Origin of the sequence: Micromonospora sp. NPDC048063 (genome assembly GCF_043202855.1) — a bacterium.
Taxonomy (GTDB): Bacteria; Actinomycetota; Actinomycetes; order Mycobacteriales; family Micromonosporaceae; genus Micromonospora.
This window is the reverse complement of the sequence record NZ_JBIDBG010000010.1, coordinates 43,088-68,777: the sequence shown is the minus strand read 5'-3', so window position 1 is coordinate 68,777 and position 25,690 is coordinate 43,088. Positions and strand designations below refer to the sequence as shown.

Below are 25,690 nucleotides of genomic sequence, written 5' to 3'. Positions count from 1 at the left end.
GCCGGTCAGGCCCGCACCACGGTCACCCCGGCCTGGGTCAGGAGCGCCGCCTGCTCGTCGTCCGCGCCGGTGTCGGTGACCAGCGTGTCGATCTCGCCGAGGGTGCAGATGCGCGCGAACGCGCGACGGCCCAGCTTCGAGCCGTCCGCCACCACGATCGCGCGGGCCGCGGTGGCCAGCATGGTGTGGTTGACGGCCGCCTCGCCGTCGTGGTGCGCGCTCGCCCCGTGCCGGTGGTCGATCGCGTCCACCCCGATCACCGCGACGTCCAACGCCACCCCGTCGAGCATCGTCGCGGCGATGGGACCGACCAGCTCGTACGAGTGGGGCCGGGCCGTCCCTCCCGTGAGGACCACCCGGATGTGCGGGCGGACGATGAGCTCGTTGGCGATGTTGAGCGCGTTGGTGACCACCGTCAGCGCCGGTGTGCGGCCGTCGGCGGCCAGGTCGGCGCGCAGCGCCAGGGCACGGGCGACCTCGGTCGCGGTGGTGCCGCCGTTGATGCCGACGGTGGAGTGCGGGGCGATCAGCGCGGCGGCGGCCTCGCCGATGCGCTGCTTCTCCGGCGCGTGCCGGCCCGCCTTGTAGCGCAGCGGCAGGTCGTAGGTGACGTTGCTCGCGGCGGCGCCACCCCTGGTCCGCGTGACCAGCTGCTGGGCGGCGAGCTCGTCGAAGTCGCGGCGCACCGTCGCGCCGCTGACCCGCAGCGCTGCGGCGGTCGTCTCGATGTCCAGCTGGCCCTGCTCGGCCAGCATCTCGAGCAGCCTGTTCCACCGTTCGTAGCGGTTCATCGTCGCGCACTCCGGTCCCTGGACGCATCCGGCGGGTAACCCTATCGGCTCGCCCGCCGTGCCCGGCCCACCTTGACCGGTGCCGCCCGTCGTCGTAGCGTCCTGCAACAAGTTGCAAAATTGCGGCACTTTCATTGCATGAGGTGGCAGTCGATGGCGTACATCACCGAGGAGATCACGTCGCAGCCGGAGTCGTGGTCGCGAGCCGAGAGCCTGGCCCGGTCGTCGGCCGTGACCGCGGCGCTGCCCGCACCCGGTGAGCGGGTCGCCGTCGTCGGATGCGGCACGTCGCTGTTCATGGCGCAGTGCTTCGCCGCGCTGCGGGAGTCCGCCGGCGGCGAGACCGACGCCTTCGCGGCTTCGCAGTTCCCGCACCACCGCCGCTACGACCGGGTCGTCGCCCTGACCCGGTCCGGGACCACCACCGAGGTGCTCCGCCTGCTCGCCGACCTCCCCGCCGGCCAGCGGTCCACCGTCGTCACCGCCGTCCCCGACGAGGCGGCCACGCGGCTCGCCGACCGGTCCGTGGTGCTGGACTTCGCCGACGAGCGGTCGGTCGTGCAGACCCGGTTCGCCACGACGGCGCTCGCGCTGTGGCGCTGCGCCGTCGGCGCCGGACTGGGCACCGCGGTCGACGACGCCCGCGCGGTCCTGGCCGCCCCCGTCGACCCGGCGCTGCTCGACCGCCGGCAGTTCACCTTCCTCGGCACCGGCTGGTCGGTCGGGCTGGCGCACGAGGCGGCCCTGAAGCTGCGCGAGGCCGCGCAGGCGTGGGCGGAGTCGTACCCCGCGATGGAGTACCGGCACGGCCCCATCAGCGTCGCCGACGCCCAGTCGGCGGTGTGGATCCTCGGGCCGACGCCGGACGGCCTGCGGGAGGACGTCGCCGCCACCGGCGCCATGGTGGTCCAGTCCCCGGCGGATCCGATGGCGCAGCTGGTCGCCGCGCAGCGGCTCGCCGTCGCGGTCGCCAACCGCAAGGGCCTCGACCCGGACCGGCCGCGCCACCTCACCCGGTCCGTCGTGCTGCCGGCGACCGCGAGCCGACCGTGATCCTCGCGGTGTGTCCCAACCCGGCGATCGACGTCACCTACACGGTGCCCGAGCTCGTTCCCGGCACCTCGCACCGGGTCACCACGACGCGGTGCCGGGCCGGGGGCAAGGGGGTGAACGTGGCGCGCGTGCTGTCCCTGCTCGGCGCCCCGACCCGACTGCTGGGCCTGGCCGGCGGCACGACCGGCGAGACCATCCGGGAGGAGCTGCGCGACGCCGGCATCCCGGCCGACCTCACCACCGTCGGCGGCGAGTCCCGGCGCACGGTCACCGTGGTGTCCCCGAAAGCGGCGACCGTCCTGAACGAACCGGGCCCCGTCGTCACGGCGGCCGAGTGGGGCTCCTTCACCGAACGCTTCGACGACGCCGTCGCGTCCGCGGCGGTCGTGGTGCTCTCGGGCAGTTGCCCGCCCGGCGTGCCGGTCACCGCGTACCGCGACCTCACCGTCGCGGCCCACTCGGCGGGGGCGGTCGTGCTGGTCGACGCGGCGGGGGCCACGCTGCACCACGCGCTCACCGCACGCCCCGACGTGGTCAAGCCCAACGCGGACGAGATCGCCGACATCGTCGGGGCCGCGCCCCGCACCCGGGCGGAGGCGGTCTCCGCCGCGTACCGGCTGGGCGACCTGGGAGCCGGGGCCTCGGTGGTCTCCCGCGGCGCCCGGGGCTTCGTCGCCGTCGCCGGCGGGACCGCGTACGAGGTGCGCGCGCCGGAGACCGTGCTCGGCAACCCCACCGGCGCGGGCGACGCCCTGGCCGCCGTCCTCGCCCAGGGACTCGCCACCGGGCAGCCGTGGCCGCGGACCCTCGCCCGGGCCGCCGCGATCTCGGCCGCGGCCGTCGTCTCGCCGTACGCCGGGGACTTCGACGCCCCCACGGCGGACCGGCTGCTCACCCACGTCACCGTCGAGGAGGTCACCGATGCCGCTCGCCGCCACCGCTGAACTGGTCGCCGCCGCCCGCGCCGCCGGCACCGGCGTGCTGGCCTTCAACGTCATCACGCTCGAACACGCCCAGGCGATCGCCGCCGGCGCCGCCGCCGCCGACCGCCCGGCGATCCTCCAGATCAGCCAGAACGCGGTGCGCTACCACGCCGGCGTGCTGCCGATCGCCGCCGCGGCGGCCGAGGTCGCGCGCCTCTGCCCGGTTTCGCTCGGCCTGCACCTCGACCACGTGGAGGACGTCACGCTGCTGCGCCAGGCGGCGGACGCCGGATTCAGCTCGGTGATGTTCGACGCCGGCGCGCTGCCGTACGACCACAACGTCGCGGCCACCCGCGCCGCGGCGACCTGGGCCCGCGAGCAGGGCCTGTGGCTGGAGGCGGAGCTGGGCCACGTCGGCGGCAAGCCGGGAGCGCCGGCCAGCGCCCACCTCGCCGGAGTCCGCACCGACCCGGAGGAAGCGGCCCGCTACGTGGCGGAGACGGGCGTCGACGCGCTCGCCGTCGCCGTCGGCAGCTCGCACACGATGACCACCCGGACGGCGACGCTGGACCAGGAGCTGATCGTGGCGCTGCGCGAGGCCGTCCCGGTGCCGCTGGTCCTGCACGGGTCGTCCGGCGTGCCCTTCGGGGAGCTGCGGGCCGGGGTCGGCAACGGCATCGTCAAGGTCAACGTCGGGACGGCCCTCAACGTGGCGTTCACCGGCGCGGTCCGGGCCGCGCTCGCCACGGACGGCTCGGTCGACCCCCGGCGCTACCTGAGCGCCGGCCGGGAGGCCATGACCGCCGCCGTCGCGGAGCTGCTCGCCGTGCTTTCGGAGCCGTCCGGGGCGCCCGCCCTCGGCTGAACCACCGGATCTTCCGACATAGCGGCTCCTCGATCCATTGTGCTATATATGTTTAAAGCCTTGGCCCCTCGTCGTGTCGTCGTCGCCCTTGTCGGCGGGCGCGGCCAGGCCACAGTGGAGCCACCGCTCCGCGCGCACGCGCCGCGTTGCCAACGCCGAGACGACCAGCCGGGAGTGAGCCCATGCGCCAGCGTCACATCCTCTTCGCCAACGTCCAGGGTCACGGTCACGTCTACCCGTCGCTCGGCCTCGTCAGCGAGTTGGCCCGGCGGGGGCACCGCGTCACGTACGTGACGACCCCGTTGTTCGCCGACGAGGTCAAGGCCGCCGGCGCCGAGGTCGCGCTGTACAAGTCCGAGTTCGACACCTTCCACGTGCCCGAGGTCGTCAAGCAGGAGGACGCCGAGACGCAACTGCACCTGGTTTACGTCCGGGAGAACGTGGCCATCCTGCGGGCCGCCGAGGAGGCGCTGGGGGACAACCCGCCCGACCTCGTCGTCTACGACGTGTTCCCGTTCATCGCGGGGCGGCTCCTGGCCACCCGGTGGAACCGGCCGGCCGTACGCCTCACCGGCGGCTTCGCCGCGAACGAGCACTACTCGCTGTTCAAAGAGCTGTGGAAGAGCAACGGCCAACGCCACCCGGCCGACGTGGAGGCCGTGCACTCGGTGCTGGTCGACCTGCTCGGGCAGTACGGCGTCGACACCCCGGTCAAGGAGTACTGGGACGAGATCGAGGGCCTCACCATCGTCTTCCTGCCGAAGTCGTTCCAGCCCTTCGCCGAGACCTTCGACGAGCGGTTCGCGTTCGTCGGGCCCACCCTCACCGGCCGTGACGGCCAGCCCGGCTGGCAGCCGCCGCGGCCGGACGCGCCGGTGCTGCTCGTTTCGCTCGGCAACCAGTTCAACGAGCACCCGGAGTTCTTCCGCGCCTGCGCGCAGGCCTTCGCCGACACCCCCTGGCACGTGGTCATGGCGATCGGCGGCTTCCTCGACCCGGCGGTGCTGGGACCCCTGCCGCCCAACGTGGAGGCGCACCAGTGGATCCCGTTCCACTCCGTGCTCGCGCACGCGACGGCGTGCCTGACGCACGGCACCACCGGAGCCGTGCTGGAGGCCTTCGCCGCGGGCGTCCCCCTGGTGCTCGTGCCGCACTTCGCGACCGAGGCCGCCCCGTCCGCGGAGCGCGTCATCGAGTTGGGCCTGGGCTCCGTGCTGCGGCCGGACCAACTCGAGCCGGCCAGCATCCGCGAGGCCGTGGAACGGCTCGCGGCCGACTCCGCGGTCCGGGAGCGCGTCCGCGAGATGCAGCGCGACATCCTCTCGGCCGGTGGGCCGGCCCGGGCGGCGGACGAGGTCGAGGCGTACCTGGAGCGGGTCGCGCCCTGACCATCCACTTGACATATCGATGCCGATTTCAGTCTCCGTCGTCGTGGTCCTTGTTTCCACTTCAAAACTAGGTAGTATTTCGCCATGGGTCTTCGTGACGTCAGCGTGCTGCTGCTGTACCCGCCGAACCAGACCGCCCCCGGCACGGTGTGCAAGCCGAACGGATCGCTCGCGTACCCGAACCTGGGCGGAGCCCTGCGGGAGCACGGCGTGCACGTCCGCGTCTTCGACGCCTGCGTCGGCGAGGGCGCCGACCCGCTCGACGAGATCTTCGCCAACCCCACGCCGCTGCCCAGCGGGTTCCTCCGCACCGGCGTCAGCGACGAGCGGATCCTCGAGGTGGTGAAGGACCACGACATCGTCGGCATCACCTCGATCTTCACCGACCAGGAGACGATGGTCCTGCACTGCGCGCGGCTCATCCGGGCGGCCTACCCGGAGAAGCTCCTCGTCACCGGCGGGGTCAACGCGCGGTCGCGGCTGCCGCAGTTCTTCGGGGCGGGCTTCGACGTGGTCTGCCTGTCCGAGGCCGAGCACACGATCATCGACATCGTCGAGGCCGTACGACGGTCGGCGCACCCGAGCTTCGCCGACATCCACGGCGTCGCCTTCCTCGACGACGGGCGGATCCGGATGAACCCCGCGCGGGCGCAGGACGTCGTGTGGGACCTGGACACCCTGCCCATGCCGGCCTGGGACCTGCTGCCCAACGAGCGGTACTGGACCATCGCCCGGCCGCACTCCGGCCTCTTCGAGCCCGGCGCCGAGCTGCGGTACGCGACCATGATGACCTCGCTCGGCTGCCCGTTCCACTGCGCGTACTGTCACATCGCCGGTGAGCAGGAGGGGAGTCCCAGCGGCCCGATCGGCAAGTTCCGCGTCAAGTCGGACGACCGGGTGCTGGCGGAGATCGAGACGCTGAAGAACCTGGGCGTCGACAACGTGTTCATCGAGGACGACTCGCTCCTGGGCGACAAGCGGCGCGGTCTCCGGCTGCTCAAGAAGATCCAGGGCGCGGGCGTGACGATCTGCGACCTCAACGGCATCAACCTCATCCACCTGCTCAAGCGCTGGAAGCCCGACCACGAGGTCCTGGAGGCGATGGCCGACGCGGGCTTCACGCAGATCAACATGCCCTTCGAGTCGGGCAACCTGCGGATCATCCGCAAGTACGCGAGCAACAAGCTCAACATCGAGAAGGCCGACCTGCCCGGGCTGATCGTCGCCATGAAGGAGTACGGCTTCCAGATCTACGGCAACTACATGATGGGCTACCCGGACGAGACGCTGGAGGAGATCGAGACGACCATCCAGCTCGCCAAGGAGCACGTCTCCTACGGGCTGGACGCCGCGAACTTCTTCCTCGTCGTACCGCTGCCCGGCGCGCCGTTGTTCGACATGGCGATCGCGGGCGGCCACATCAGCCCCGACTTCGACCCGGACACGATGAACATCTACCGGGCCAACATGACGGGCACCCTGGTGCCGGCGGAGGTCCTGGAGGAGCTGCGCCACCGCGCCTGGGACGAGGTCAACTCTCCGACCTGGAAGAACGCCAAGAAGGCGTGGGCGGCGACGGTCAGCTGACCGCCCGTACCGTCCACTCCTCCTGAGCCTTCCGATCACCGGCTACCTGGGCACCGACGACCCGACCTGCGCCACCGCGACGGTGAACGCCTGGGCCGAGCTGACCACCGGTGGCTTCACGCTGGAGACCTTTCCCGGTAGCCACTTCTACCTGGCGTCGGAGCAGGAACGCCGGCTCGCCGCGGTGACCGCGCGGCTGCGCTCACGGTCCGCCCCGCCGGGTCCCGGCCCGATTCCACGACGCCCTCACCTCTGCCGGCGTACTCAGCGCAAGCTCAGAGTCACGCTGCGGTCGTCACGCCTCTAGCGTTGAGGGGACACCTTCCGGTGTGGAGTCTGGAGGATCCATGGCAACCGCTACGAGCAACGCGTCACCCGGCCTGATGGCGTCACTCAACGGCAGGTTCCACCGCACGGCGCTCACCCTGTACATGGCGGTGGTCGTCGCGCACTGGGCGGAGCACCTGGTGCAGGCGTACCAGATCTGGGTGCTCGGTTGGCCGCGGCCGGAGGCGCGCGGCGTGCTGGGGATGCCGTTCCCCTGGCTGGTCAGTTCCGAGTGGATGCACTACGGCTACGCCATCGTGATGCTGATCGGCCTGTTCATGCTGCGGTCCGGGTTCACCGGCCGCTCCCGGGCCTGGTGGATGGTGGCCCTGGCCCTGCAGTTCTGGCACCACATCGAGCACGCGCTGCTGCTCGTGCAGGCCCACAGCACCTTCCGGCTGCCGGGCGCGGCCGAGCCGACCAGCCTGCTCCAGCTGATCGTGCCTCGGGTGGAGCTGCATCTGTTCTACAACTCGGTGGTCTTCCTCCCGATGCTGATCGCCATGTACCTGCACCTGCGTCCGAACGCCGCGGAGCGGGCCGCCGCGACGTGCTCCTGCGTGCACCGGGCCGGTGCGCCGACGTGGCGCCAGCCCGTGGCCGCCACCGACTGACCCCGCCGTCATGTCGAGCACGAGACGGATCTACGCCGGCGCCGCCCTCACCGTGGCGGCGCTGGTGGCCGTCCTCGCCCTCGCCGGCCGGATCGACTCGCCGTCCACCGCCGCGTCGAAGGTCGAGGTGGTCTCGGTCGAGCCGGCCGACGGCGCCGTCCTGTCGGGCGCGCCGACCGCGGTACGGATCCGGGTCGACGGCCGGCCGGACCTCGCCGGATCCCACATCTCCGTCTACGACGCGGACCGGTCCCTGCTCAACCAGGGGGCGCTGACGGCCGTCGGCCGCGACGGCCTGACCCAGGCGGTGCGGGTCACCGGGTCCGGTGAGATCGCCGTCGCGTACCACGTGGTCACCGGCGACGGTCGGGACGCCTCCGGCATCGCCCGGTTCACGGTGGGCGCGGCGGGCGGGGCGGCTGCCCCGCAGCCGGAGCCCCCGGCGCCGGCCCACGCCCACGGGATCGACCCGGTCGGCGCCGCCCTGCTCGCCGTCGACGGTCTCGCGCTCCTCGCCGTGCTCGTGCTGCTCGCCCGGCGCCGCTCCCGCGTCGACCGCGACATCGCCTGATCCCGCGACCCCGTCGCGGCCCGCCCGCCCGGGTGGCCTGCCCGCGCCGGTCAACTCTCCGGGTCCCGCCCGGTGGCACCCGTCTCGGACCACTTCCAGGGCCCGCCCGGCCGCGCCCGCCCACCGCGCGTCCGGTTCGCGTGGCGTCGTCCTTCCCGAGGCCCCCGCCGCCCGGGCCGCCGCCCGGGCCGGCCCTGGCGGTCGCTCGCCGTTCGGGGGCAGCGCATCGTCGATCACCGCCCCGTCGCGCCGCCTTCACCGGATCACCGCCAGGATGCCCCGTCCTTCAGGGCGGGGAGGAATGGCGGACGCAGTGTCAGCCATGACTGTCCCTTCTGGTATGACTGGTCCCTGTGCCGGACGGCGTACAGGTGTCGGGCTTACCCGACGCCGGAGCAGGCGGCGGTGTTGAACCGCACGTTCGGGTGTGTGCGCGTGGTCTGGAATCGCACTCTCGCTGCCCGTCATGCTCGTTGGCACACCGAGCGGAGATCCACTTCCTACGCGGAGACGGATCGGGCGTTGACGGAGATGAAGAAGCAGCCCGATCTGGCGTTTCTGGGTGAGGTGTCGTCGGTGCCGTTGCAGCAGACCCTGCGGCACCAGCACACCGCCATGATGGCGTTTTTCGCCAAGCGGGCCCGGTATCCGCGGTACAAGTCGCGGCACGGCCGCCAGTCCGCCAGTTTCACCAGGTCGGCGTTCCGATTGCGTGGCGGGAACCTGTCGTTGGGGAAGACGCCGGGTGTGCTGCGGTTCGTGTGGTCCTGGCCGGACCTGGACGTGGCGGGGTTGGGTCCGACGATGGTGACGGTGTCGCGTGAGGCGGACGGCCGTTGGTTCGTGACCTTCGCCGTCGACATTGAGGCACCCGCCGCACCCGAACCCCCCGGCGAGGTGGTGGGCGTGGACCTCGGTCTGACCGACTTCGCGGTGTTGTCCACCGGCGAGCGCATCCCCCACCCGAGGCACATGGAGCGTCGGGAGCGTCGGTTGAAGCGCTACCAGCGGATGCTGGCCCGCCGGCAGAGGGGCTCGGCCAACCGCGCAAAGGCCAAGCGGAAAGTCGCGCGGGCGCATTCGCGGGTACGTGACGCGCGCCGGGACTTCCTCCACCAGCAGTCCACCGCCCTGGTGCGCCGGTTCGCGGCCATCGCGGTGGAGGATCTGGCGGTGGCGAACATGGTCCGCAACCGCTGCCTGGCCAAAGCGATCTCGCGTACCGGCTGGGCCGAGTTCCGTACCCTGCTCGCCTACAAGGCGCACCGCGACGGCCGTACCCTCGCCGTGGTGGATCGCTGGTTTCCGTCGTCGAAGACGTGTTCGGCGTGCGGGCACCTGCTCGCCCAGCTTTCCCTCGGCACACGGCATTGGTCGTGTCCGGGTTGCGGCACCCGGCATGACCGGGACGTCAACGCCGCCAAGAACATCGCTGTCGCGGCCGGGCTGGTCGAGACACAAAACGCCTGCGGAGCGGACGTCAGACACGAGGGGGAACCTCCTTTCGTGCGGTCTGCGGTGAACCAGGAACCCCAACTCGTGAGGGTGGGAATCCCCCGCTTTTAGGCGGGGGAGGATGTCAAGTCACCCGCTCGTGTGGTGCGGACGCGCGGCGGGCACAAATCGGACGTTAGGTAAGTCATGGCTGCTAAAGTCCTCGACGTGCGGGCCGGACCGGCTCCGTTGGCACCACGCACCAGCAGGAAGGCCATGTGGCATGAACAAGACGTCCGACGTCGTCAGGGACACCGAGCGCGAGTTGCGCGATCACCCCAGCGGCATGAACGCCCTGGTGGTCCGGCGCAGCTACGACGCCTCACCGGAGGAGCTGTGGGACGCCATCACCGATCCCGAGCGCCTGGTGCGCTGGTTCCTGCCGATCTCCGGTGACCTGCGGGTCGGCGGGCGCTTCCAACTGGAGGGCAACGCCAGCGGCGAGATCCTGCGGTGCGAGCGGCCGAACACGATCGGCCTGACCTGGGAGTCGAGTGACGGCAGCAGCGAGGTCGAGCTGCGGCTCACGCCGGCGGGGGACGCCACCGTCCTGGAGCTGGAGCACGCGCCGGTGCCGGCCGAGATCATCCCCAACGCGGCGCCGGGGGCGTGGGGCATCGGCGCCGGCTGGGAGATGAGCCTGGTCGCGCTGGACGACTACCTCGCCGGCACGCTGCCCGAGGGCCGCGCGGTCGACTGGATCGCCACGGCGGGTCCCGAGGACATGGCGGCCGCGTCCGAGTCGGCCGAGCGGATCAGCCAGGCGTGGACGACGGTGATCGCCCAGCGACGCTGACCCCGGGCGCGGTCCCACCCCGGGCCGTGGGTGCGTCGACTCACCAGGCGACCGGCAGCGCGTACAGGCCGAAGATGTTGCCGTCCTCCTTGAGCGGCAGGTCGTCCACGTCCACGGTCAGCCGCAGCCCGGGCAGCCGCCGGACCAGCCGGCGCAGCGCGACGTCCAGTTCCAGCCGGGCCAGGTGCTGGCCGGGGCAGATGTGGCGTCCGTAGCCGAAGGCAAGGTGGTGGCGGGCGTCGCGGTCCGGGTCGAACTCGTCCGGGCGGTCGAACGCCGCCGGGTCCCGGTTCGCGGCCTGGCCCAGCGCCACGACCCCGTCCCCGGCCCGGATGGTCACCCCACCGATCGTCACGTCGGCGGTGGCGGTGCGCGCGGTCGCCGCCTCGACGACGGTGAAGTACCGCAGCAACTCCTCGACGGCGGCGGGGAACCGGCCCGGCTCGGCGCGCAGGCGGGCGAGCCGCTCCGGATGGGTCAACAGGGCCAGCACGCTCAGTGAGATCATGTTCGACGTCGTGACGTGCCCGGCGACGAGCAGCACGAAGGCCATGCTCACCACGGCCTCGTGGTCCGGCTCGCCGGCCGCGCGCTGCGCGGCGAGCAGCCGGCTGAGCACGTCGTCACCGGGGTGCCGCTCCTTGTCGGTCACCACGCCGTCGAGGAGGTCGCGGATCTCGCGGGCGCACCGGGCCCGCTCGTCCGCGGGCGCGCCGCGACTCAGCATCCGGGTGGACCGGCGTTCGAAGAACGCGTGTTCACCGTACGGCACGCCGAGCATCTCGCAGATCACCCGCGACGGCACCGGATAGCTGAACGACGGCACCAGGTCGGCGCTCGACCGCCCGGCCGTCATGGCGTCGAGGTGCTCGTCCACCACCCGCTCGACCAGCGGCCGCAGCTGGCGCACCCGCCGCGCGGCGAACTCGTCGACGATCTGGCGGCGGGCCGCGGTGTGCTCCGGCGGGTCCATCCAGTTCAGCGGGGGGCGGAAGTTCTCGAACGAGGCCTGCCGCTGGCTCTCCGTGGTCGGCGCGAACCGCGGGAAACCGGCCCGGCGCCGGTCCGCGCTCATCCGCGGGTCGCCGAGCACCTGCTTGACGTCGGCGTACCGGGACACCACCCAGGCCGTGTTGCCGCCGAGCATGGGCAGCCGGGCGACCGGCTGTTCGGCCCGCAGCCGGGCGTACTCGGCCGGCGGGCCGAACGGGCACCGGCGAGGCAGCGGAAACGCATCGATCCCGGCCGCGTTCCCGGTCGGCCCGGCGGCCACAGCCGGCTCGGGCGCCGCCGGCTCGGGCGTGACCGGCGGTCCGGGCGTGACCGCCGGCCCGGGTGGGACCGGCCGGCCGCCGTCGGGCCGGTCGTCGCGCCCGGTCATCGCAGCGCCCGCAGGCAGAGCAGGAGGCTGCGCGCCTCGATGTTGACCTGGTAGCTGAAGGCCGCCACGGCGGTCAGCTGGCCCAGGGTCAGCCAGGTGTAGTCCGGCGGCGTCGCGGTGGGGAAGTCCGGGCCGACCTCCACCACCATGTGCCGGGTCACCGCGTGGTGGAACCGCCCGCCCTCCTCCGACTGCAGCACGTCGTAGTGCACGCGTACCTCGTCGGAGAGGACCAGGTCGAGGTACTCCGGGCGGCCGTCCCAGGCCGGGCCGGTGAAGTTGTCCGGGGTGCACTGCACGGTCGGCCCCAGCTCGACGGTGTCCCGGTAGCCGGGCCGCAGATCGGCGTGGGTGAGCGCGTGCAGCACGCCGTCGATGCGTCGGACGACGAACGCCACCAGACCCGTCCCGCACGGCGCCAGCAACGGCTGGCACCACTGCGCCACCTCCCGGTTGCTGGCCCGCACCCGCCGGCCGACGATGCGGAAGAACCGGCCGGAGCGGTGGCGGATCTCGTCGTCGGTGCGGTACCAGTCCCGCACCTCGCGCAGCGGGACCTGCCGGGTCGTCAGGGTGGGACCGGCCTTGTTGGCGGTCAGCCAGTTGCGGACCTCGAGCAGCGGCTGCCACGCGCCGTCGGTCAGCGAGGACTCCGCCACCGCGGCGCCGATCGTCCCGGCGTCGGCGGCGTCGTCGCGGGCGACGGCGTGTCCCGGCAGGCAGGACAGCACGGTACGGGCGTCCATGTTGATCAGGTGCGGCCGGTGCAGCAGGTCGTGGATCTGGCCGAGGGTCAGCCACACGAAGTCCTCGTGCGGTGCCACCTCGTCGGCGACCTCGACGATGATGTTCCGGTTGCGCTTGCCCCGGAACCAGGAGCCCTGCTCCGACTGGAGCACGTCCACGAGGACCCGGCCGCGCCCCGGTTCCAGGAAGTACTCCACGTAGCGGGACCGGGCGCCGCGGTGCGTGCGCTGGTAGTTGCTCGGGGTGGACTGCACGGTGGGGGAGAACTGGACGCCGTTGACGTTGCCCGGCTCCATCTTGGCCTGCATGAGGAAGTGCAGCACCCCGTCGATCTCCCGGGCCAGGATGCCGAGGATAGCCCGGTCGGGCTGGTGGATGATCGGCTGCCACCACTCGCCGACCGGCCCGCGGTCGGTCCGCACGTGCAGGCCCTCGACGCTGAAGAACCGGCCGCTCTCGTGCACCAGGTCGCCGGAGTCGGGCGCGAAGTGCCAGCCGGTCAGGTCGGCGAACGGCACCTCGGTGACCTCGAACGGGTTCGCCCGCTGTCGCTGCGCGAGCCAGGCCGCCAGCCGGCCGGCCGGGCGGGGGCGGTGCCGGGCCGACCGGGCCAGCCGGCGAGCGAGGTCGTCACGGTCGGCCCGGGGGCCGGGTCGGGCGTCGGTGTGCGGCAGGAGCATGCTTCCTCCCTGACGGGGACGCGCTCGGCGGGACGCCGGTGGCCGGACGCCGGGTCGGGACCGGGCGTCCGACCGGTGGGTCAGCCCCCGGCCAGCGGCGGGACGATGGCGACCGTGCTGTCGGACCGGGCGGTCACCCGGGACCGGTCCGCCTTCTCGACGAGGTCCCCGTCGAGGTAGACGTTGTAGTAGGTCAGCGGCTCGCCCGTGTCGTCGAGCAGCCGGCGGCGGTAGACGGGGTACGTCTCGACGAACTCCCTGATGACGTCCCGCACGGTGCCCTCGCGGCACTCGAAACTCTTCTGCCCCCGGTGGGCCCAGCCGGCCGACAGCAACACCGTGACCATCGCTACCTCCCGTTGTCGTCGACGTCGGGGACCGCCGTGACGTCACGCGCACAACGGAAGCCGAGAGCGAAGTTGGACCATCCGGTCGGGTCCCCGTACAACCGTTCCGCGCACCGCACCTGGTAGCGGAAGTTCATCCAGGAGCCGCCCCGGACCACCCTGAAACGCCCCATCACCAGGTGGATCGTCGGGTCGCACCGGGTGGTGGGCGAGTAGAGGTGCGCCACCGTGGACGTCCACTCGTAGACGTTGCCGGTCATGTCGGCGCACCCGTCGACACTGTCGCCGCGTGGGGAGAACGCGCCGACCGGCGTGGTCTGCGGCATCGGCCCCTGCGCGGCGTGGATGGCCCCCCACCAGGTCCGCCAGGCGTCCAGGTCGCCGAGCGCCCCGGCCGTGTGCTCGGCGGTGTTGGCGTTCCGGCTGTCCCAGGTGTCGCCCCAGGGCCAGAGCCGGTACGACGGGCCGGTGGCGGCCCGCTCCCACTCCGGCTCGGTGGGCAACCGCCGGCCCACCCAGCGCGCGTACGCCTCGGCGTCGGCGAAGGAGATGTGCACCACGGGGTGGTCGTCGCGGTTGCGGACGCCGCTGCCGTACCCGGCCGGTCGGTGCCAGCAGGCGCCCTCGCGGATCTCCCAGTACTGATCGCCGTAGACCATGCTGCCGCCGGCCCGTTCGGCGGACGTGACGTAGCCGGTGCGGGAGACGAAGGCGGCGAACTGGGCGACGGTCACCTGGTGCCGGTCGATGAGGTAGTCGGGCAGGGTGACCGGCACCTGCGGTGTCTCGTCGGTGAACCAGTCCCGGGGGAACGCCTGGCCCTCGCTCTCCAGCCAGTCCAGCGTCCGCTCGGGCGAGCCCTGGAGGAAGGTCCCGCCGGGGATCCGGACCATGTCCTCGGGGGTCGCCTCCGGCGCGGGCCGGGCGGCGTCGGGGCCGAGGCGGGGGTCGGTCGGCCGCCGGACGCCGTCCAGGTCGGCCAGGCCGTCGCCGATGCGCGCCATCGCCTCAGCTCCCGCCCGGCCCGCCGGCGGGGGTCGGCGCCGCCTCCAGGATGCCGATGACGCTCGGCGCCGGGCAGGGCGTGACGGACTCCAGCCGGAAGCCGGCCGCCCGCAGCAGCTCGCGGAACTCCGCGATGGTGCGCTCGCGGCCGCCGTGACAGACCATCATGTTCAGGTCGTTCATGACCACCTGCGCGACGCTCGGCGCCGTCGTGACGGTCGTCGGCATCAGCGACTCGATGAGCACCACCCGGCTGTCGGGCCGTACCGCCCGGCGGACGGTCCGCAGCACCTCGACGCACTGCTCGTCGTCCCAGTCGTGCAGCACGCTCTTGAGCACGTAGGCGTCCGCGCCCGGCGGCACCGAGACGAAGAAGTCACCGGCCTCCACCCGGCACCGGTCGGCCACGCCCTGCTCGGCGATGGTGCGCGCCGCGTCGGCCACGCCGTCGGGGGTGTCGAAGACCGTGCCGCGCAGGTGCGGGTGCGCCGCGAGCACCCCGGCGAGCAGGGCGCCGCTGCCGCCGCCCACGTCCACCACCGTGCGCAGGTCGCCGAAGTCGTACGCCGACAGCAGCGTGGGTACGAAGGCCCGTGAGCCCTCGGCCATGGCCGCGTTGAACGCCGCCTGCCGCTGCGGGTCCGCCATCAGGTGGTCGAAGCAGCTCTGGCCGTGCACGTGGTCCCACGCCACCTCACCGGTGCGTACGCTGTGCTCGAGGTGTCCCCACGCGGCCCAGCTCTCCGGCCCGGACAGCAGCAGCACCAGCTCCCGCATCGACCCGGTCACGTCCGCCCGCAGCACCTCGCCCTGCTCGGTCAGGGCGAAGGTGCCCGGCGCGGGCTCGTCGAGCACCTCCAGGAAGACCAGCGCCCGCAGCAGCCGGCGCAGCGATGGGGCGTCCGCGCCGGTGGCCGCCGCGAGGTCGACGACGTCCCGCGCGCCGTCGGCGAGCAGGTCCGGTATCCGCAGCCGGACCGCCACGTGCAGCGTCTGCGCCGTGAAGAACCCGTAGATCAGCTGTTGCATCCGGTGCCGCAGCCCGGGCCGGGCGTCGGTCGTGGTGAGTTCCATGGGCTCCTCCGGTTCGGCGCGGCCGGGTGGGTCAGCGGGCCACGGCGTCGGCGACGGCCCCGTCCGGCGACGGCGCGGCGATCAGCTCGGCCAGGTGCACCGCGATCGCCGTGACGGTGGGCTGCTGCCAGAACAGCGAGGCCGGCAGCACGCGGCGGTAGGTCTTCTCCAGCCGCCGGCGCACGATGACCGTCATGACCGAGTCCATGCCCTGCTGCACCAGTGGCAGGCGCGGGTCGAGCGCCTCGACGGCCAGCTTCATCTCGGCGGCGACCGCCGCGCGCACCTCCTCGATCAGGCGCTCGCGCAGCTCGTCCGGGTCGAGGTCGGCCAGGGACTGCCGGTCCGGTCCGGTTCCGTCGGTGTCGGCGGCCGGGGCGTCGGGGACCACCGGGTAGTGCAGGCCGCTGAGCCGGGCGGCCACCGTGCCGTCCGACGCGGAGACCGTGACGTCGACGGTGTCCTCTCGCGCGTCGTCCGGGACGACGTCGACGATGGCGACTGCCGGCGCCGTGCCGTTCGTCCAGATCCGCTCGATCGCGTCGACCAGGCGCAGCCGGGGCTCGCCGGGGAACGCGGCCGGTGCGATGGACACCGCGGCGTCGATGACGGCCGCCCAGTCCTCGGCCGGCTCGGGGAAGCGGACCCGGGCCCGCAGCCCGCCGTTGCCGGTGGTGAGGCGGTCGACCGTCCAGGGGAATGCCGTCTCGGGAACGCCCACCCGGGCCAGCCGGTCCCGCACGAGCCCCGGGTCGGCGACCACGCCGCCGGGGCCCCGGGTGCCGGCGGCCGGCGCCGGCGGCGCCGCGGTGTCGTCCGGCGTGACGCGCGCGGTGGCGTGGGTCAGCCACGGCGCGGCGTCCGCGCCGGCCGGGCGGGAGGCGAGCAGCAGCGTTCCGCCGTCGTCCACCACCTGGACCTCCTGGCGTCCGGCCGTGGCCAGCGGCACCCGCATCGACAGGTCGTGCAGGGTCACCGCCGCGCCGTCGCGGGCGCCGGCGGCGAGGAAGGTGGCGGCGAGCACCGCGGCCGGCACGAGTTCCGCGCCCTGCACGGTGTGGCTGCCCGGGTACGGACGGCTCGCGTCGCTGAGCACCGTGTGCCACAGCCGCAGCTCGGTGCCGGCGACGGTGGTCGCCGTGCCGAGCAGGGTGTGCGAGCCGATGTCGTGCCCGCCGGCGGCCACCGGGGGAGTGGGCTCGCGCCACAGCTCCTGGTGCCGCCAGGCGTACCGGGGCAGGTCGGTGAGCCCGCCGTCGGGCCGCAGCCGCGCCCAGTCGACCTCGACGCCGTGGCAGTGCGCCTCGGCGACGGCGGCGAGGGCGGTGCGGTGCCCGGGGACGTGGCGGCGCAGCGTCGTGCCGACGTACCCGTCCTCGATGCCGGCGTGGTCGAGGGTCTCGCGCAGCGAGTGGGCGACCACCGGGTGGGCGGAGATCTCGACGAAGGTGCGGTGTCCGTCGGCCAGGGCCGCGTCGACCGCGTCGACCAGGCGGACCGGCCGGCGCAGGTTCGCCGCCCAGTACGCCCCGTCGCAGGCGGCCGCGGCGCGCGGGTCGTCGAGCACCGTCGAGTACATCGGCACGGTTCCCGCCGCGGTGCGCAGGTCGGCCGCCGCGGCCCGCAGCTCGTCGGCGAGGTCGTCCATGTGCGGGCTGTGGAAGGCCACGTCGGACTGGACGCGGCGGACGGCGATCCGCTCCGCCGGCCACTGCTCGATCACGGCGTCCACGGCGGCGATGTCGCCGGAGACCACGGTGGACGCGGGGGCGGAGGCGATCGCCGCGACCAGGTCGGCGCGGCCGGCGAGCCGCTCGGCGACGTCGGCGAACGGCAGGGTGACCATGGCCATCGCGCCCCGGCCGGCGGCCCGCCGCAGCAGGGCCGACCGGCGGCAGATCAGCCGGGCCCCGTCGGTCGGGGGCAGGATGCCCGCGGTCACGGCGGCGGCGACCTCGCCGACGGAGTGCCCGATGACGGCCGCCGGGCGGACCCCGTACGCCCGCCAGACCGCCGCCAGGCCGAGGTGCATGGCGAAGGTCAGCGTCTGGATCCGGTCCACCCCGGCCAGTTCGGGAGCGGCGAGCGCCTGCCGCAGCGAGAAGCCGGCCTCCTCGGCGACGACGGGTTCGATCTCGTCGATGGCCGCGGCGAACGCCGGCTCGTGGACGAGCAGGTCACGGCCCATGCCGGCCCAGTGCGAACCGTGCCCCGAGAAGACCCAGACGGGGTGGGCGGGCCGCCCGGCCGGCGCCACCCCCGACACCGTGTCGGGGTCCGGCTGCCCGGCGGCGAGCCGGCGCAGGGCGGCGACCACCTCGTCGCGGTCCTGCCCGGTGACCACCGCCCGGTGGGTCAGGTGGGCCCGGCGGCGCGCCAGCGTGTGGCCGACGTCGGCCAGGTCCGGACGGTCGTCGCCGTGGAGCCGGTCGGCGAGCCGGGCGGCCTGCTGACGCAGTGCGGCGTCCGACCGGGCCGACAGCGGGAACAGTGGCCGGGCCGCGTCGTCGGTGGCCGGCGCGTCGGCCCCGGCGGGCACGGGCGGCGCCTCCTCCAGGACGAGGTGGGCGATGGTGCCGCCGTAGCCGAAACCGGAGACCGCGGCGCGGCGTGGACCGTCCCGCTCGGGCCAGGGCAGCGTGCCGGTCGCCAGGCGCAGCCCGGTGCCGTCGGCGACGGCGTCGATCGGCTCGCCGCGCAGCGGGGTGCCCGGGATCTGGCCGTGGTGCAGCGCGAGGATGGCCTTCATCAGCCCGGCGACCCCGGCGGCCCCCTCCAGGTGCCCGACGTTGGACTTGATCGAGCCGATGAGGCAGGGCCGGTCCTCGGGGCGGCCGGCGGCGTAGACGGCGGCCAGCGCGGTCGCCTCGACGGGGTCGCCGAGCTGGGTGCCGGTGCCGTGCGCCTCCACGTAGTCCACGCTCGCCGGGGCGACGCCCGCCCGGTCGCAGGCGCGGCGGACGACGTGCTGCTGCGCGGGGCCGGACGGGGCCATGATGCCGTCGGTGTGGCCGTCCTGGTTGACCGCGCTGCCACGGATCACCGCGAGGATCCGGTCGCCGTCGCGTTCGGCGTCGTCGAGCCGCTTGAGCACCAGCACGCCGCACCCCTCGCCGCGGCCGTACCCGTCGGCGTCGCGGTCGAACGACTTGCTCACGCCGTCGGGGGCGAGGGTGCCGGCGGCCTGGAGGGAGGCGTTCTGCCCGGGGGTGAGCACCAGGTTCACGCCGCCGGCCAGGGCCACCGTGCTCTCCCGCAGCAGCAGGCTCTGGCAGGCCAGGTGCACCGCGACCAGCGACGCCGAGCAGGCCGTGTCGACGGCGACGCTCGGCCCGCGCAGGTCCAGCGCGTAGGAGATGCGGTTGGCCAGGGCGCAGGTGGCCGCGCCGATACCGGTGTACGCCTCGACCGTCGGCAGGTCCTCCAGCAGCCGGTCGCCGTAGTCGGTGGTGCTGACCCCGACGAAGACGCCCGTATCGGTGCCGGCCAGCCCGGTGGGCGGCAGGCCGGCGTGCTCCAGGGCCTCCCAGCCGACCTCGAGCAGGATCCGCTGCTGCGGGTCCATCTCGGCCGCCTCCCGGGGCGAGAGGCCGAAGAACTCCGCGTCGAAGCCCGCGACGTCGCGCAGGTAGCTGCCGGCGGTGACGGTGTCGCGCAGCACCGCCTCGTACTCGGGGCCGCGCTCCCGGTAGGAGCGCCAGCGCTGCGCGGGGATCTCACCGGCGGTCTGGCCGCCCTTGAGCAGCAGCTCCCAGAGGGCGTCCGGGGTGTCGACGTCGCCGGGCAGCCGGCAACCGATGCCGATGACGGCCACCTGGTACGGGTTGTCGGCGGGATCGTCCCGGGTCATCGTCGTACCTCCGTTGGTCGGGTCGCGGCGCGGGCGGGGGCGGTCAGCGGTCGACGTAGGGGTTGTCCAGCACGCGCAGGACGGCGGCGGTGAACTCCACGCCGGGGCCCATCGCGAGCCAGAGCACGTGGTCGCCGGCGGTGACCTCGCCGGCCCGCAGCGAGTGGTGCAGGGCGAGCAGGTGGTCGCTGGCCCCGCAGTGCCCGATCATGCGCCCGAAGTCGAAGGTGGACTTCTCCATCCCCAGCCCCAGGGGCGCCATGCAGCGCTGCTCGACCACCTCCCGGGAGTAGTTCATGAAGGAGACCTTGGCCAGGTCGGTCGTGCCGATGCCGGCCTCGGCGAGCGCCTGCTCGGCGACGGTGGTCATCGTCTCCTGCGCCTCGCCGAGCACGGCGAGCACGGGGGTCTGCTCGGTGATGTGGTAGAAGAGCCGGGCGCCGAAGTCGAGCTCCCGGCCGACGGTCATGCCGGGCGGGAACATCGGCTCGCCGCCGCGGTGCACCTCCTCGGCCTCCGGCACGGTGATGGAGCAGACCGACAGCAGCTCGGCGAAGCCGCTCTCGGTGCTCAGCACCACCGCCGATGCGGCGTCGCCGAGGATGAAGCCGAGGTTGGTGCGCCAGCGGTCCAGCAGCGGGGTGCCGTAGTTGTCGGCGGCGACGAGCATCGCGGCCTTGCGTTCCGGCGCGGCCTTGAGGTAGCTGGCCGCGATCTCGAGCATGGTGAACATGCCGTTGCAGCCCTGCCGGATCTCGGTCGCCCGGGGCACCCCGCCGAGGAGGTAGTGCTGGAGGTAGGCGTGCGGCAGCCAGCCCTCGGGGCCCTGGTGCCAGGTGGCCGCGTAGAGCAGCAGGTCGATGTCGCCGCGGCCCAGCTCGCTCTCCTTGAGGGCGTCCTGGGCGGCGCGCAGCGCCATGTCCGGCGCGGGCAGCTCGCCGGCAATCGCGGCGCCGCCCAGCCCGTGAGTCTCGATGTCCTCCTGCGGGTACAGGCCCTGGGCGACGGCGTCCTCGACGGTGACGGTCTCAGGAAGGTAGGCCCCGATCCCACGGATGTACGTTCCGGCGGTGCGCATCGGCTTCTCTCCTCGGCGTTGGATGTGATCGAGGCACTTCGCTTTAAGATTATATAGCGCCCGACGGACGGTCAATGGCCGTCCGAGGGGCGATGTCGAGCGTCTCGTCGCCCCGCGCCAGCCCCGACAGCAGGGAGACGAACGAGATCTTCGGCGGCATCAGCCGGTCCGGGTCCACGATGGTCTGGGCGCGCAGGTGCAGCTCGTCGCGGCCGTGCGCGCCGTCGTAGAAGAACCGGATCAGGTCGATCAGGGCGGCGAGGAAGTCCCGGTAGCGGTCCTCGTACACCTGCATGAGGTGACGCTCCTTCTCCGGCGCGGCCAGCGCCTCGTGCACCGCCCGGGACAGGCTGAGCGCGCCGCGCATCGCCAGCGTCACGCCGGAGGACAGCAGGGGGTCGATGAAGGCGGCCGCGTCACCGACCAGCACCCAGCCCGGCCCGGAGAACTGGGTGCACGCGTACGACCAGTCCCGCGCGGTGCGGTAGGCGTCGACCCGCCGCGCGCCGGCGGTGAGCCAGGAGACCTCGTTCGACTCCGCGATCTGTTTCTCCAGCAACTGCTCCGGGGGCAGGCCGGACTCGACGAACCGGTCCGACGGGGTGACATACCCGATCCCGGTTAGGGTGCGGCTCAGCGGCGCGTACCAGAGCCAGCCGTGGGAACGGCTCTCGACGAGCAGGTCGCCCTCGTGGTCGCCGGGGTAGCGCAGCGCCCCGGCGTAGTAGCTCCACGTCGCCATGTTGCGCAGGTCGTCGTGCCAGGAGACCAGCCCGAAGTGCCGGCCGAGCCAGCGCTGCTGCCCTGACGCGTCGACGACGATCGCGGCGCGGGCGTCGACCGGGTCGGCCTCGCCCCGGAACTGGTAGCTGACGCCCGCGATCCGGTCGCCGTCGGTCAGCGGCCCCCGGACGGTGGCTCCCTCGACCACCACCACGCCCAGTTCCCGCGCCCGGTCCAGCAGCATCGCGTCGAACTCGGCGCGCCGGACCTGCCACGAGTAGTCGAACCGGGCGTCGCGGATCTCCCGGAACCGGAACGACCACGGGGCGGTCTGGTCGGCCCCCCACAGCAGGCTACCGCCGTGTTTGATCTGGAAGCGCAGCTCCGCCATCCGCTCGCGCACGCCGAGCGCGTCCAGGGTGAGGGTGACGCCGCTGATCAGGGACTCGCCGATGTGGTAGCGGGGGAACTTCTCGCGCTCCAGCAGCAGGACCCGGTGGCCCTCCTGGGCGAGCAGACCGGCCGTGCTCGATCCGGCCGGGCCGCCGCCCACGACGATCACGTCGTACTCGGGTTCGGGATGGCTCATGGTCGACGATTCCTCCTGCTCGGACAGGGACGACGCGGCGCTCAACCGCCTGGCGTGAACGCGATCGGCAGGCTGGCCAAACCCCGGAACATGGTGCGCGGCTGATAGGTCAGCCCGTCCGCGGCGCAGCCCAGCCGCAGGCCCGGCAGGCGGGCCAGCGCCGCCACCGCGGCGCGTAGCTGCGTACGGGCGAGGTAGGACCCGAGGCAGTAGCGCATCCCCGCGCCGAAGGACAGCGACGGGACCGGGTCCCGCCGGATGTCGAACTCGTCGGGCCGGTCGTACCGCCGCGGGTCCCGGTTCGCCGCGCCGGCCAGGACGACCACCACGTCGTCGCGGCGCAACCGCCGGCCGTGCAGCTCCACGTCGACGTCGAGCTGCCGGGTGTTGGACTGCACCGACGGGTCGTACCGCAGGCACTCCTCGACGGCCTGGGCCAGCAGGTCCGGCCGACGCCGGAGCAGGTCGAGCTGGTCGGGGTGCGCCAGCAGGCTCAGCACGGCGTTGCCCACCTGGCTGGCCACCGTCTCGTGGCCGGTGAAGATGAACGTGACCACCGTGCTGACGATCTCGTTGCGGCTCATCAGGCCGCGGTCGTGGGCGTCGAGCATCAGCGCCAGCAGGTCCTCGCCGCCCTCGCGCCGCCGCCTCGCGAGGGCCCGCCCCACGTAGTCGGCGAACTCGGCGATCGCCGCGTGGCCGCGATGCATGTCCTCGGCGCTGGCGCCCCGGTCCAGGGTCCGCCCCACGTCGCGCGACCACCGCCCGACCGGCTCCCAGTCGGCGGCGGGCAGGCCGAGCAGGCCGAGGACCGCGCGCAGCGCCAGCGGGTACGCCAACTCGTCGACCGCGTCCATCGCGCCCCGGGCCAGGGCGGGCCGCAGCAGCTCGTCGACGGTGTCGGCGATGACCGGTTCCAGCCGGCGCAGCGCGGACGGCGAGAAGGCCGGGCCGACCACCCCGCGCAGCCGGCCGTGGTCGGGCTCGTCCTGGAACAGGATGATGTCGCCGACGATCTCGGCGAGCAGCCCGGGCCCGACGAGGTCGGTCCAGAACCGGCGGATGCCGGTCCGGGCGAAGCGTTGGTCGCCGAGCACGCCGCGCACGTCGGCGAAGCGGGAGACGTACCAGACCCGGTGGGCGCCGAGGTGCACCGGGTCGTGCCGCAGCAGCCAGTGGTAGGACGGGTACGGGTCACGCCGGACGTCGGCGTCGGTGGGATCGAACGCGGTCACGGCATCGACCAGCACGAGGTGTCCCTTCCAGTGGCTCCCTCGCGCCGCCCGCCGCCGACGGTGGCGGCGGCGGGCGGCGCGACCGGCTCAACCCGAGATGCGCTCGACGATGCGCCGCACCGTCTCCGCGGGCGTGGGCAGCGCGACCATCTCCTCGCGTACCTCCCGGGCCGCGGTGCGCAGCGACTCGTCCCCGATCAGCCGGCGCAGCAGGTCCGCGTCGACCTTGTCCGACGTGCTGACCAGGCCGATGCCGCGCCGGCTGACGGCCTCCCGGGCGGTGTGCTGGAACTGGTCGCGCGGGTCCGGGGCGAGCAACTGCGGGATGCCGGCGTCGATGGCGGTCATCACCGTGCCGCCGCCGCCGTGGTGCACCACCGCGGTGCACGTACGCAGCAGGGTGTGCAGCGGCGTCCAGCCGACCGACCGGACGTTGCGCGGCAGCGTGCCCAGCGGGCTGATGTCGAGGTCGCCGAGGGCGAGCACGAAGTCGGCGTCCACCTCGCCGGCGGCGGCGATGATGGGCTCCACGGCGCCGATGCCGAACGCCTGGAGCTCGATGGTGCCCATGGTGATCGCCACCTCGGGTCGGGCGGGCACCGGCGGCAGCCGGTCGCCGAGGACGGCGCCACCGCCGTACGGCACCCAGCGCATGAACCAGCCCTCGGGCTCCGCCTCCAGCAGCAGGCTCGGCGGGAACGACTCGATCGTCGCCACCGGCTCCGGCAGGCTGACCTGGTGCTTGTCCATGAGGTCGGTCAGGAAGGAGGCGATCGAGCGGTGCATACCCCGGGTCCGCCAGGCGCTCTGGTTGCGCTGCACGGCCGGCACCCCGGCGCGGTCGGCGGCCAGCAGCCCGACGGTGGCGCCCTGCTCGTAGACCACCAGGTCGGGCCGGAAGTCGTCGGTCAGGGCGATCGTCCCGTCGACCAGCGGGCGGTTCACCGCCGCGATCTGCACCCCCCACTCCTCCAGGTCGACCGCGGGACGCGTGGCGACGGTCTCGGCGAAGCGCGGGTTGTCCTTCGCCACCTGCTCGAAGACCTTGACCGCGCTGAAGTCGGGCGCCACGTCGACCACCTCCAGGCCGGCGGCGGCGGCCCGGTCGGCGTGCTCGGCGACCGCGATCAGCACGTCGTGGCCGGCCGTGCGGAAGCCCCAGGCGAGCTGGATCAGCGGGAAGAGGTGGCCGATCCCGGGGGAGGAGACGAACAGCACGCGCATGTCGGAGCCCTTCTGTTCGGGGTTGCGGCGGGGGTCACCAGCCGGACTTGATCGTTTCGACGACGTGGGACCGGTCGTCCTCGGAGAGCCACCAGCCCACCGGGATGTGAACCACGCGGTCCGCCACCCGGTCCAGCCCGGGCAGGGTGGTACGGGCCGACGCGACGCAGCTGTGCGCGTCGTTGCGGCGTGACACGACGCTGGTGGCGATGCCGGCGTCGCGCAGCCGGCGCATGAAGGCGGGACGGTCGCGGACCTTCAGCGGGTACATCCAGAAGGCGGGCTCCCGGTCGTCGGCGCGCTCGGTCTGCTCGACGCCGTCGATGCCGGCCAGTTCCTTGTCGTAGTACGCGGCGTTCTCCCGGTGCCGGCGCAGCAGCTCGTCGACCCGTTCCAGGTTGGACAGGCCGATCGCCCCGCCGATCTCGTTGAGGATGAACCGGTAGCCCCACTCGGCGACGTCGTAGTCGCCGGTGATCCGGTCCGACGCCCGCTCGATGCCGAGCCAGCGGCGCAGCCGGAGCCGGTCGTACAGGTCGTCGTCGGGCAGCACGACGAAGCCGCCACTGCCGGTCGTCAGGATCTTGATCGCCCCGGTGCTGTACGCGCAGACGTTGCCGTGCGTGCCCAGTGGCGCGCCCCGGTAGGTGGCGCCCCACGCCTGCGCGCAGTCCTCGACGACCAGCGGGCGGCGGTCGTACCCCGCCGTGGCCCGGTCCACGACGGCGCGCAGTCGGTTGAGGTCCACCGGGTAGCCGACCCAGTGGACCACCACGATGGCCCGGGTGGCGGGTGAGATCTTCGCGGCCAGGTCGTCGAGGTCCATGTTGAGGGTGGCCGGGTCGACGTCCACCCACCGGATGCGCAGCCCGTTGGCGAGGATGGGCCAGTTCGTGCCCTCGAAGGTCAGCGGCGTGGTGAGCACCTCGCCCGGGCCGTCGTGCTCCGGCTCGCCGGCCCCCGGCCGCGCGGCGAGGCTCAGGGCCAGGTGGAGCCCGGCCGTCCCGCAGTTGACCGAGACCACCCGGGGGTTGCCGATGCGGCTGCCCACGGCCGCCTCGTACTCGGCGACGGTCGGCCCGTGCTCCAGCCGACCACTGCTCAGGACGGCGGAGACGCGGGTGCCGACGTCCGGAGACATGGCGACCTTGGACAGCGGGATCATGACGCCCCTCTCGCTAGTTGCCACATGATTCTCAAGTCCCCTCGGAGGGCCGTCAAGGGAGCCCTGTCGATATCGCCCGACAGGCGTTCTTCCTGATTGCGGAACTTGCAACCGGCGAGGTGAAGGGGTTGAGAAATGTATATCTTCAACGGGTCGCCGGACGCCGCGTCCGGCACCGGGTGC

General features: G+C 73.3%; 21 protein-coding genes. 9 read left to right on the top strand and 12 right to left on the bottom strand.

Features of this window, described 5'->3' with window-relative positions; translation table 11 throughout:
- Positions 1–5: 5 nt before the first annotated feature.
- Positions 6–791, bottom strand: a complete 786-nt coding sequence (locus tag ACGFZ2_RS23190) for a DeoR/GlpR family DNA-binding transcription regulator (protein ID WP_393456722.1) — start codon at positions 789–791, stop codon at positions 6–8.
- A 153-nt stretch (positions 792–944) separates the two neighbouring features.
- Here ACGFZ2_RS23190 and ACGFZ2_RS23185 point away from each other — a divergent pair, with 153 nt between their 5' ends.
- The 9 genes from ACGFZ2_RS23185 (at position 945) to ACGFZ2_RS23145 (ending at position 10,409) form a co-directional block, all read left to right on the top strand.
- Positions 945–1,844: an SIS domain-containing protein gene (locus tag ACGFZ2_RS23185; RefSeq protein WP_393456719.1), complete on the top strand. Its 900-nt coding sequence runs from the start codon at positions 945–947 to the stop codon at positions 1,842–1,844.
- The gene (locus tag ACGFZ2_RS23180) at positions 1,841–2,788 is read left to right on the top strand and encodes a 1-phosphofructokinase family hexose kinase (RefSeq protein ID WP_393456716.1); all 948 of its coding nucleotides are present in this window, start codon (positions 1,841–1,843) and stop codon (positions 2,786–2,788) included. The genes ACGFZ2_RS23185 and ACGFZ2_RS23180 overlap by 4 nt, the downstream gene beginning before the upstream one ends.
- Complete coding sequence (locus ACGFZ2_RS23175; protein WP_393456713.1) at positions 2,766–3,632, top strand: class II fructose-bisphosphate aldolase; 867 nt, start codon at positions 2,766–2,768, stop codon at positions 3,630–3,632. The genes ACGFZ2_RS23180 and ACGFZ2_RS23175 overlap by 23 nt, the downstream gene beginning before the upstream one ends.
- A 182-nt stretch (positions 3,633–3,814) precedes the next feature.
- The gene (locus ACGFZ2_RS23170) at positions 3,815–5,020 is read left to right on the top strand and encodes a macrolide family glycosyltransferase (RefSeq protein ID WP_393456710.1); all 1,206 of its coding nucleotides are present in this window, start codon (positions 3,815–3,817) and stop codon (positions 5,018–5,020) included.
- A gap of 84 nt (positions 5,021–5,104) precedes the next feature.
- Positions 5,105–6,607: a radical SAM protein gene (locus tag ACGFZ2_RS23165; RefSeq protein ID WP_350710685.1), complete on the top strand. Its 1,503-nt coding sequence runs from the start codon at positions 5,105–5,107 to the stop codon at positions 6,605–6,607.
- Between the two features lie 347 nt (positions 6,608–6,954).
- Positions 6,955–7,548, top strand: coding sequence for a hypothetical protein (locus tag ACGFZ2_RS23160; protein WP_393456707.1), 594 nt, complete (start codon positions 6,955–6,957; stop codon positions 7,546–7,548).
- A 10-nt stretch (positions 7,549–7,558) separates the two neighbouring features.
- Positions 7,559–8,119, top strand: coding sequence for a copper resistance protein CopC (locus ACGFZ2_RS23155; RefSeq protein ID WP_393456704.1), 561 nt, complete (start codon positions 7,559–7,561; stop codon positions 8,117–8,119).
- A gap of 72 nt (positions 8,120–8,191) precedes the next feature.
- Positions 8,192–9,685 carry an RNA-guided endonuclease InsQ/TnpB family protein gene (locus ACGFZ2_RS23150; protein WP_393456701.1) on the top strand — a complete coding sequence of 498 codons (1,494 nt, stop codon included), beginning with the start codon at positions 8,192–8,194 and terminating at the stop codon, positions 9,683–9,685.
- Between the two features lie 151 nt (positions 9,686–9,836).
- The gene (locus tag ACGFZ2_RS23145; protein ID WP_393270285.1) at positions 9,837–10,409 is read left to right on the top strand and encodes an SRPBCC family protein; all 573 of its coding nucleotides are present in this window, start codon (positions 9,837–9,839) and stop codon (positions 10,407–10,409) included.
- Between the two features lie 40 nt (positions 10,410–10,449).
- On the opposite strand, the gene ACGFZ2_RS23140 is transcribed toward ACGFZ2_RS23145, so the two are convergent.
- From ACGFZ2_RS23140 to ACGFZ2_RS23090, 11 genes are all read right to left on the bottom strand, one after another.
- A complete protein-coding gene (locus ACGFZ2_RS23140) occupies positions 10,450–11,790 on the bottom strand; it encodes a cytochrome P450 (RefSeq protein WP_393456698.1) in 1,341 nt (446 codons plus the stop codon).
- A complete protein-coding gene (locus ACGFZ2_RS23135) occupies positions 11,787–13,217 on the bottom strand; it encodes an NDP-hexose 2,3-dehydratase family protein (RefSeq protein WP_393456695.1) in 1,431 nt (476 codons plus the stop codon). The genes ACGFZ2_RS23140 and ACGFZ2_RS23135 overlap by 4 nt, the downstream gene beginning before the upstream one ends.
- Positions 13,218–13,297: 80 nt before the next feature.
- Positions 13,298–13,564, bottom strand: coding sequence for a MoaD/ThiS family protein (locus ACGFZ2_RS23130; protein ID WP_357458789.1), 267 nt, complete (start codon positions 13,562–13,564; stop codon positions 13,298–13,300).
- A gap of 2 nt (positions 13,565–13,566) precedes the next feature.
- The gene (locus ACGFZ2_RS23125) at positions 13,567–14,457 is read right to left on the bottom strand and encodes a formylglycine-generating enzyme family protein (protein WP_393270376.1); all 891 of its coding nucleotides are present in this window, start codon (positions 14,455–14,457) and stop codon (positions 13,567–13,569) included.
- Between the two features lie 115 nt (positions 14,458–14,572).
- Positions 14,573–15,643: a methyltransferase gene (locus ACGFZ2_RS23120; RefSeq protein WP_393456692.1), complete on the bottom strand. Its 1,071-nt coding sequence runs from the start codon at positions 15,641–15,643 to the stop codon at positions 14,573–14,575.
- Positions 15,644–15,674: 31 nt separating this feature from the next.
- Complete coding sequence (locus tag ACGFZ2_RS23115) at positions 15,675–19,493, bottom strand: type I polyketide synthase (RefSeq protein ID WP_393456689.1); 3,819 nt, start codon at positions 19,491–19,493, stop codon at positions 15,675–15,677.
- A 43-nt stretch (positions 19,494–19,536) separates the two neighbouring features.
- The gene (locus ACGFZ2_RS23110; RefSeq protein WP_363709261.1) at positions 19,537–20,571 is read right to left on the bottom strand and encodes a ketoacyl-ACP synthase III family protein; all 1,035 of its coding nucleotides are present in this window, start codon (positions 20,569–20,571) and stop codon (positions 19,537–19,539) included.
- A gap of 49 nt (positions 20,572–20,620) precedes the next feature.
- Positions 20,621–21,883, bottom strand: a complete 1,263-nt coding sequence (locus ACGFZ2_RS23105) for an NAD(P)/FAD-dependent oxidoreductase (RefSeq protein WP_393456686.1) — start codon at positions 21,881–21,883, stop codon at positions 20,621–20,623.
- A 41-nt stretch (positions 21,884–21,924) separates the two neighbouring features.
- Positions 21,925–23,133, bottom strand: coding sequence for a cytochrome P450 (locus tag ACGFZ2_RS23100; RefSeq protein WP_393456683.1), 1,209 nt, complete (start codon positions 23,131–23,133; stop codon positions 21,925–21,927).
- 72 nt (positions 23,134–23,205) lie between these two features.
- Positions 23,206–24,342: a nucleotide disphospho-sugar-binding domain-containing protein gene (locus ACGFZ2_RS23095; protein WP_393456680.1), complete on the bottom strand. Its 1,137-nt coding sequence runs from the start codon at positions 24,340–24,342 to the stop codon at positions 23,206–23,208.
- Positions 24,343–24,376: 34 nt separating this feature from the next.
- A complete protein-coding gene (locus ACGFZ2_RS23090; protein ID WP_393456677.1) occupies positions 24,377–25,507 on the bottom strand; it encodes a DegT/DnrJ/EryC1/StrS family aminotransferase in 1,131 nt (376 codons plus the stop codon).
- Positions 25,508–25,690: the final 183 nt, after the last annotated feature.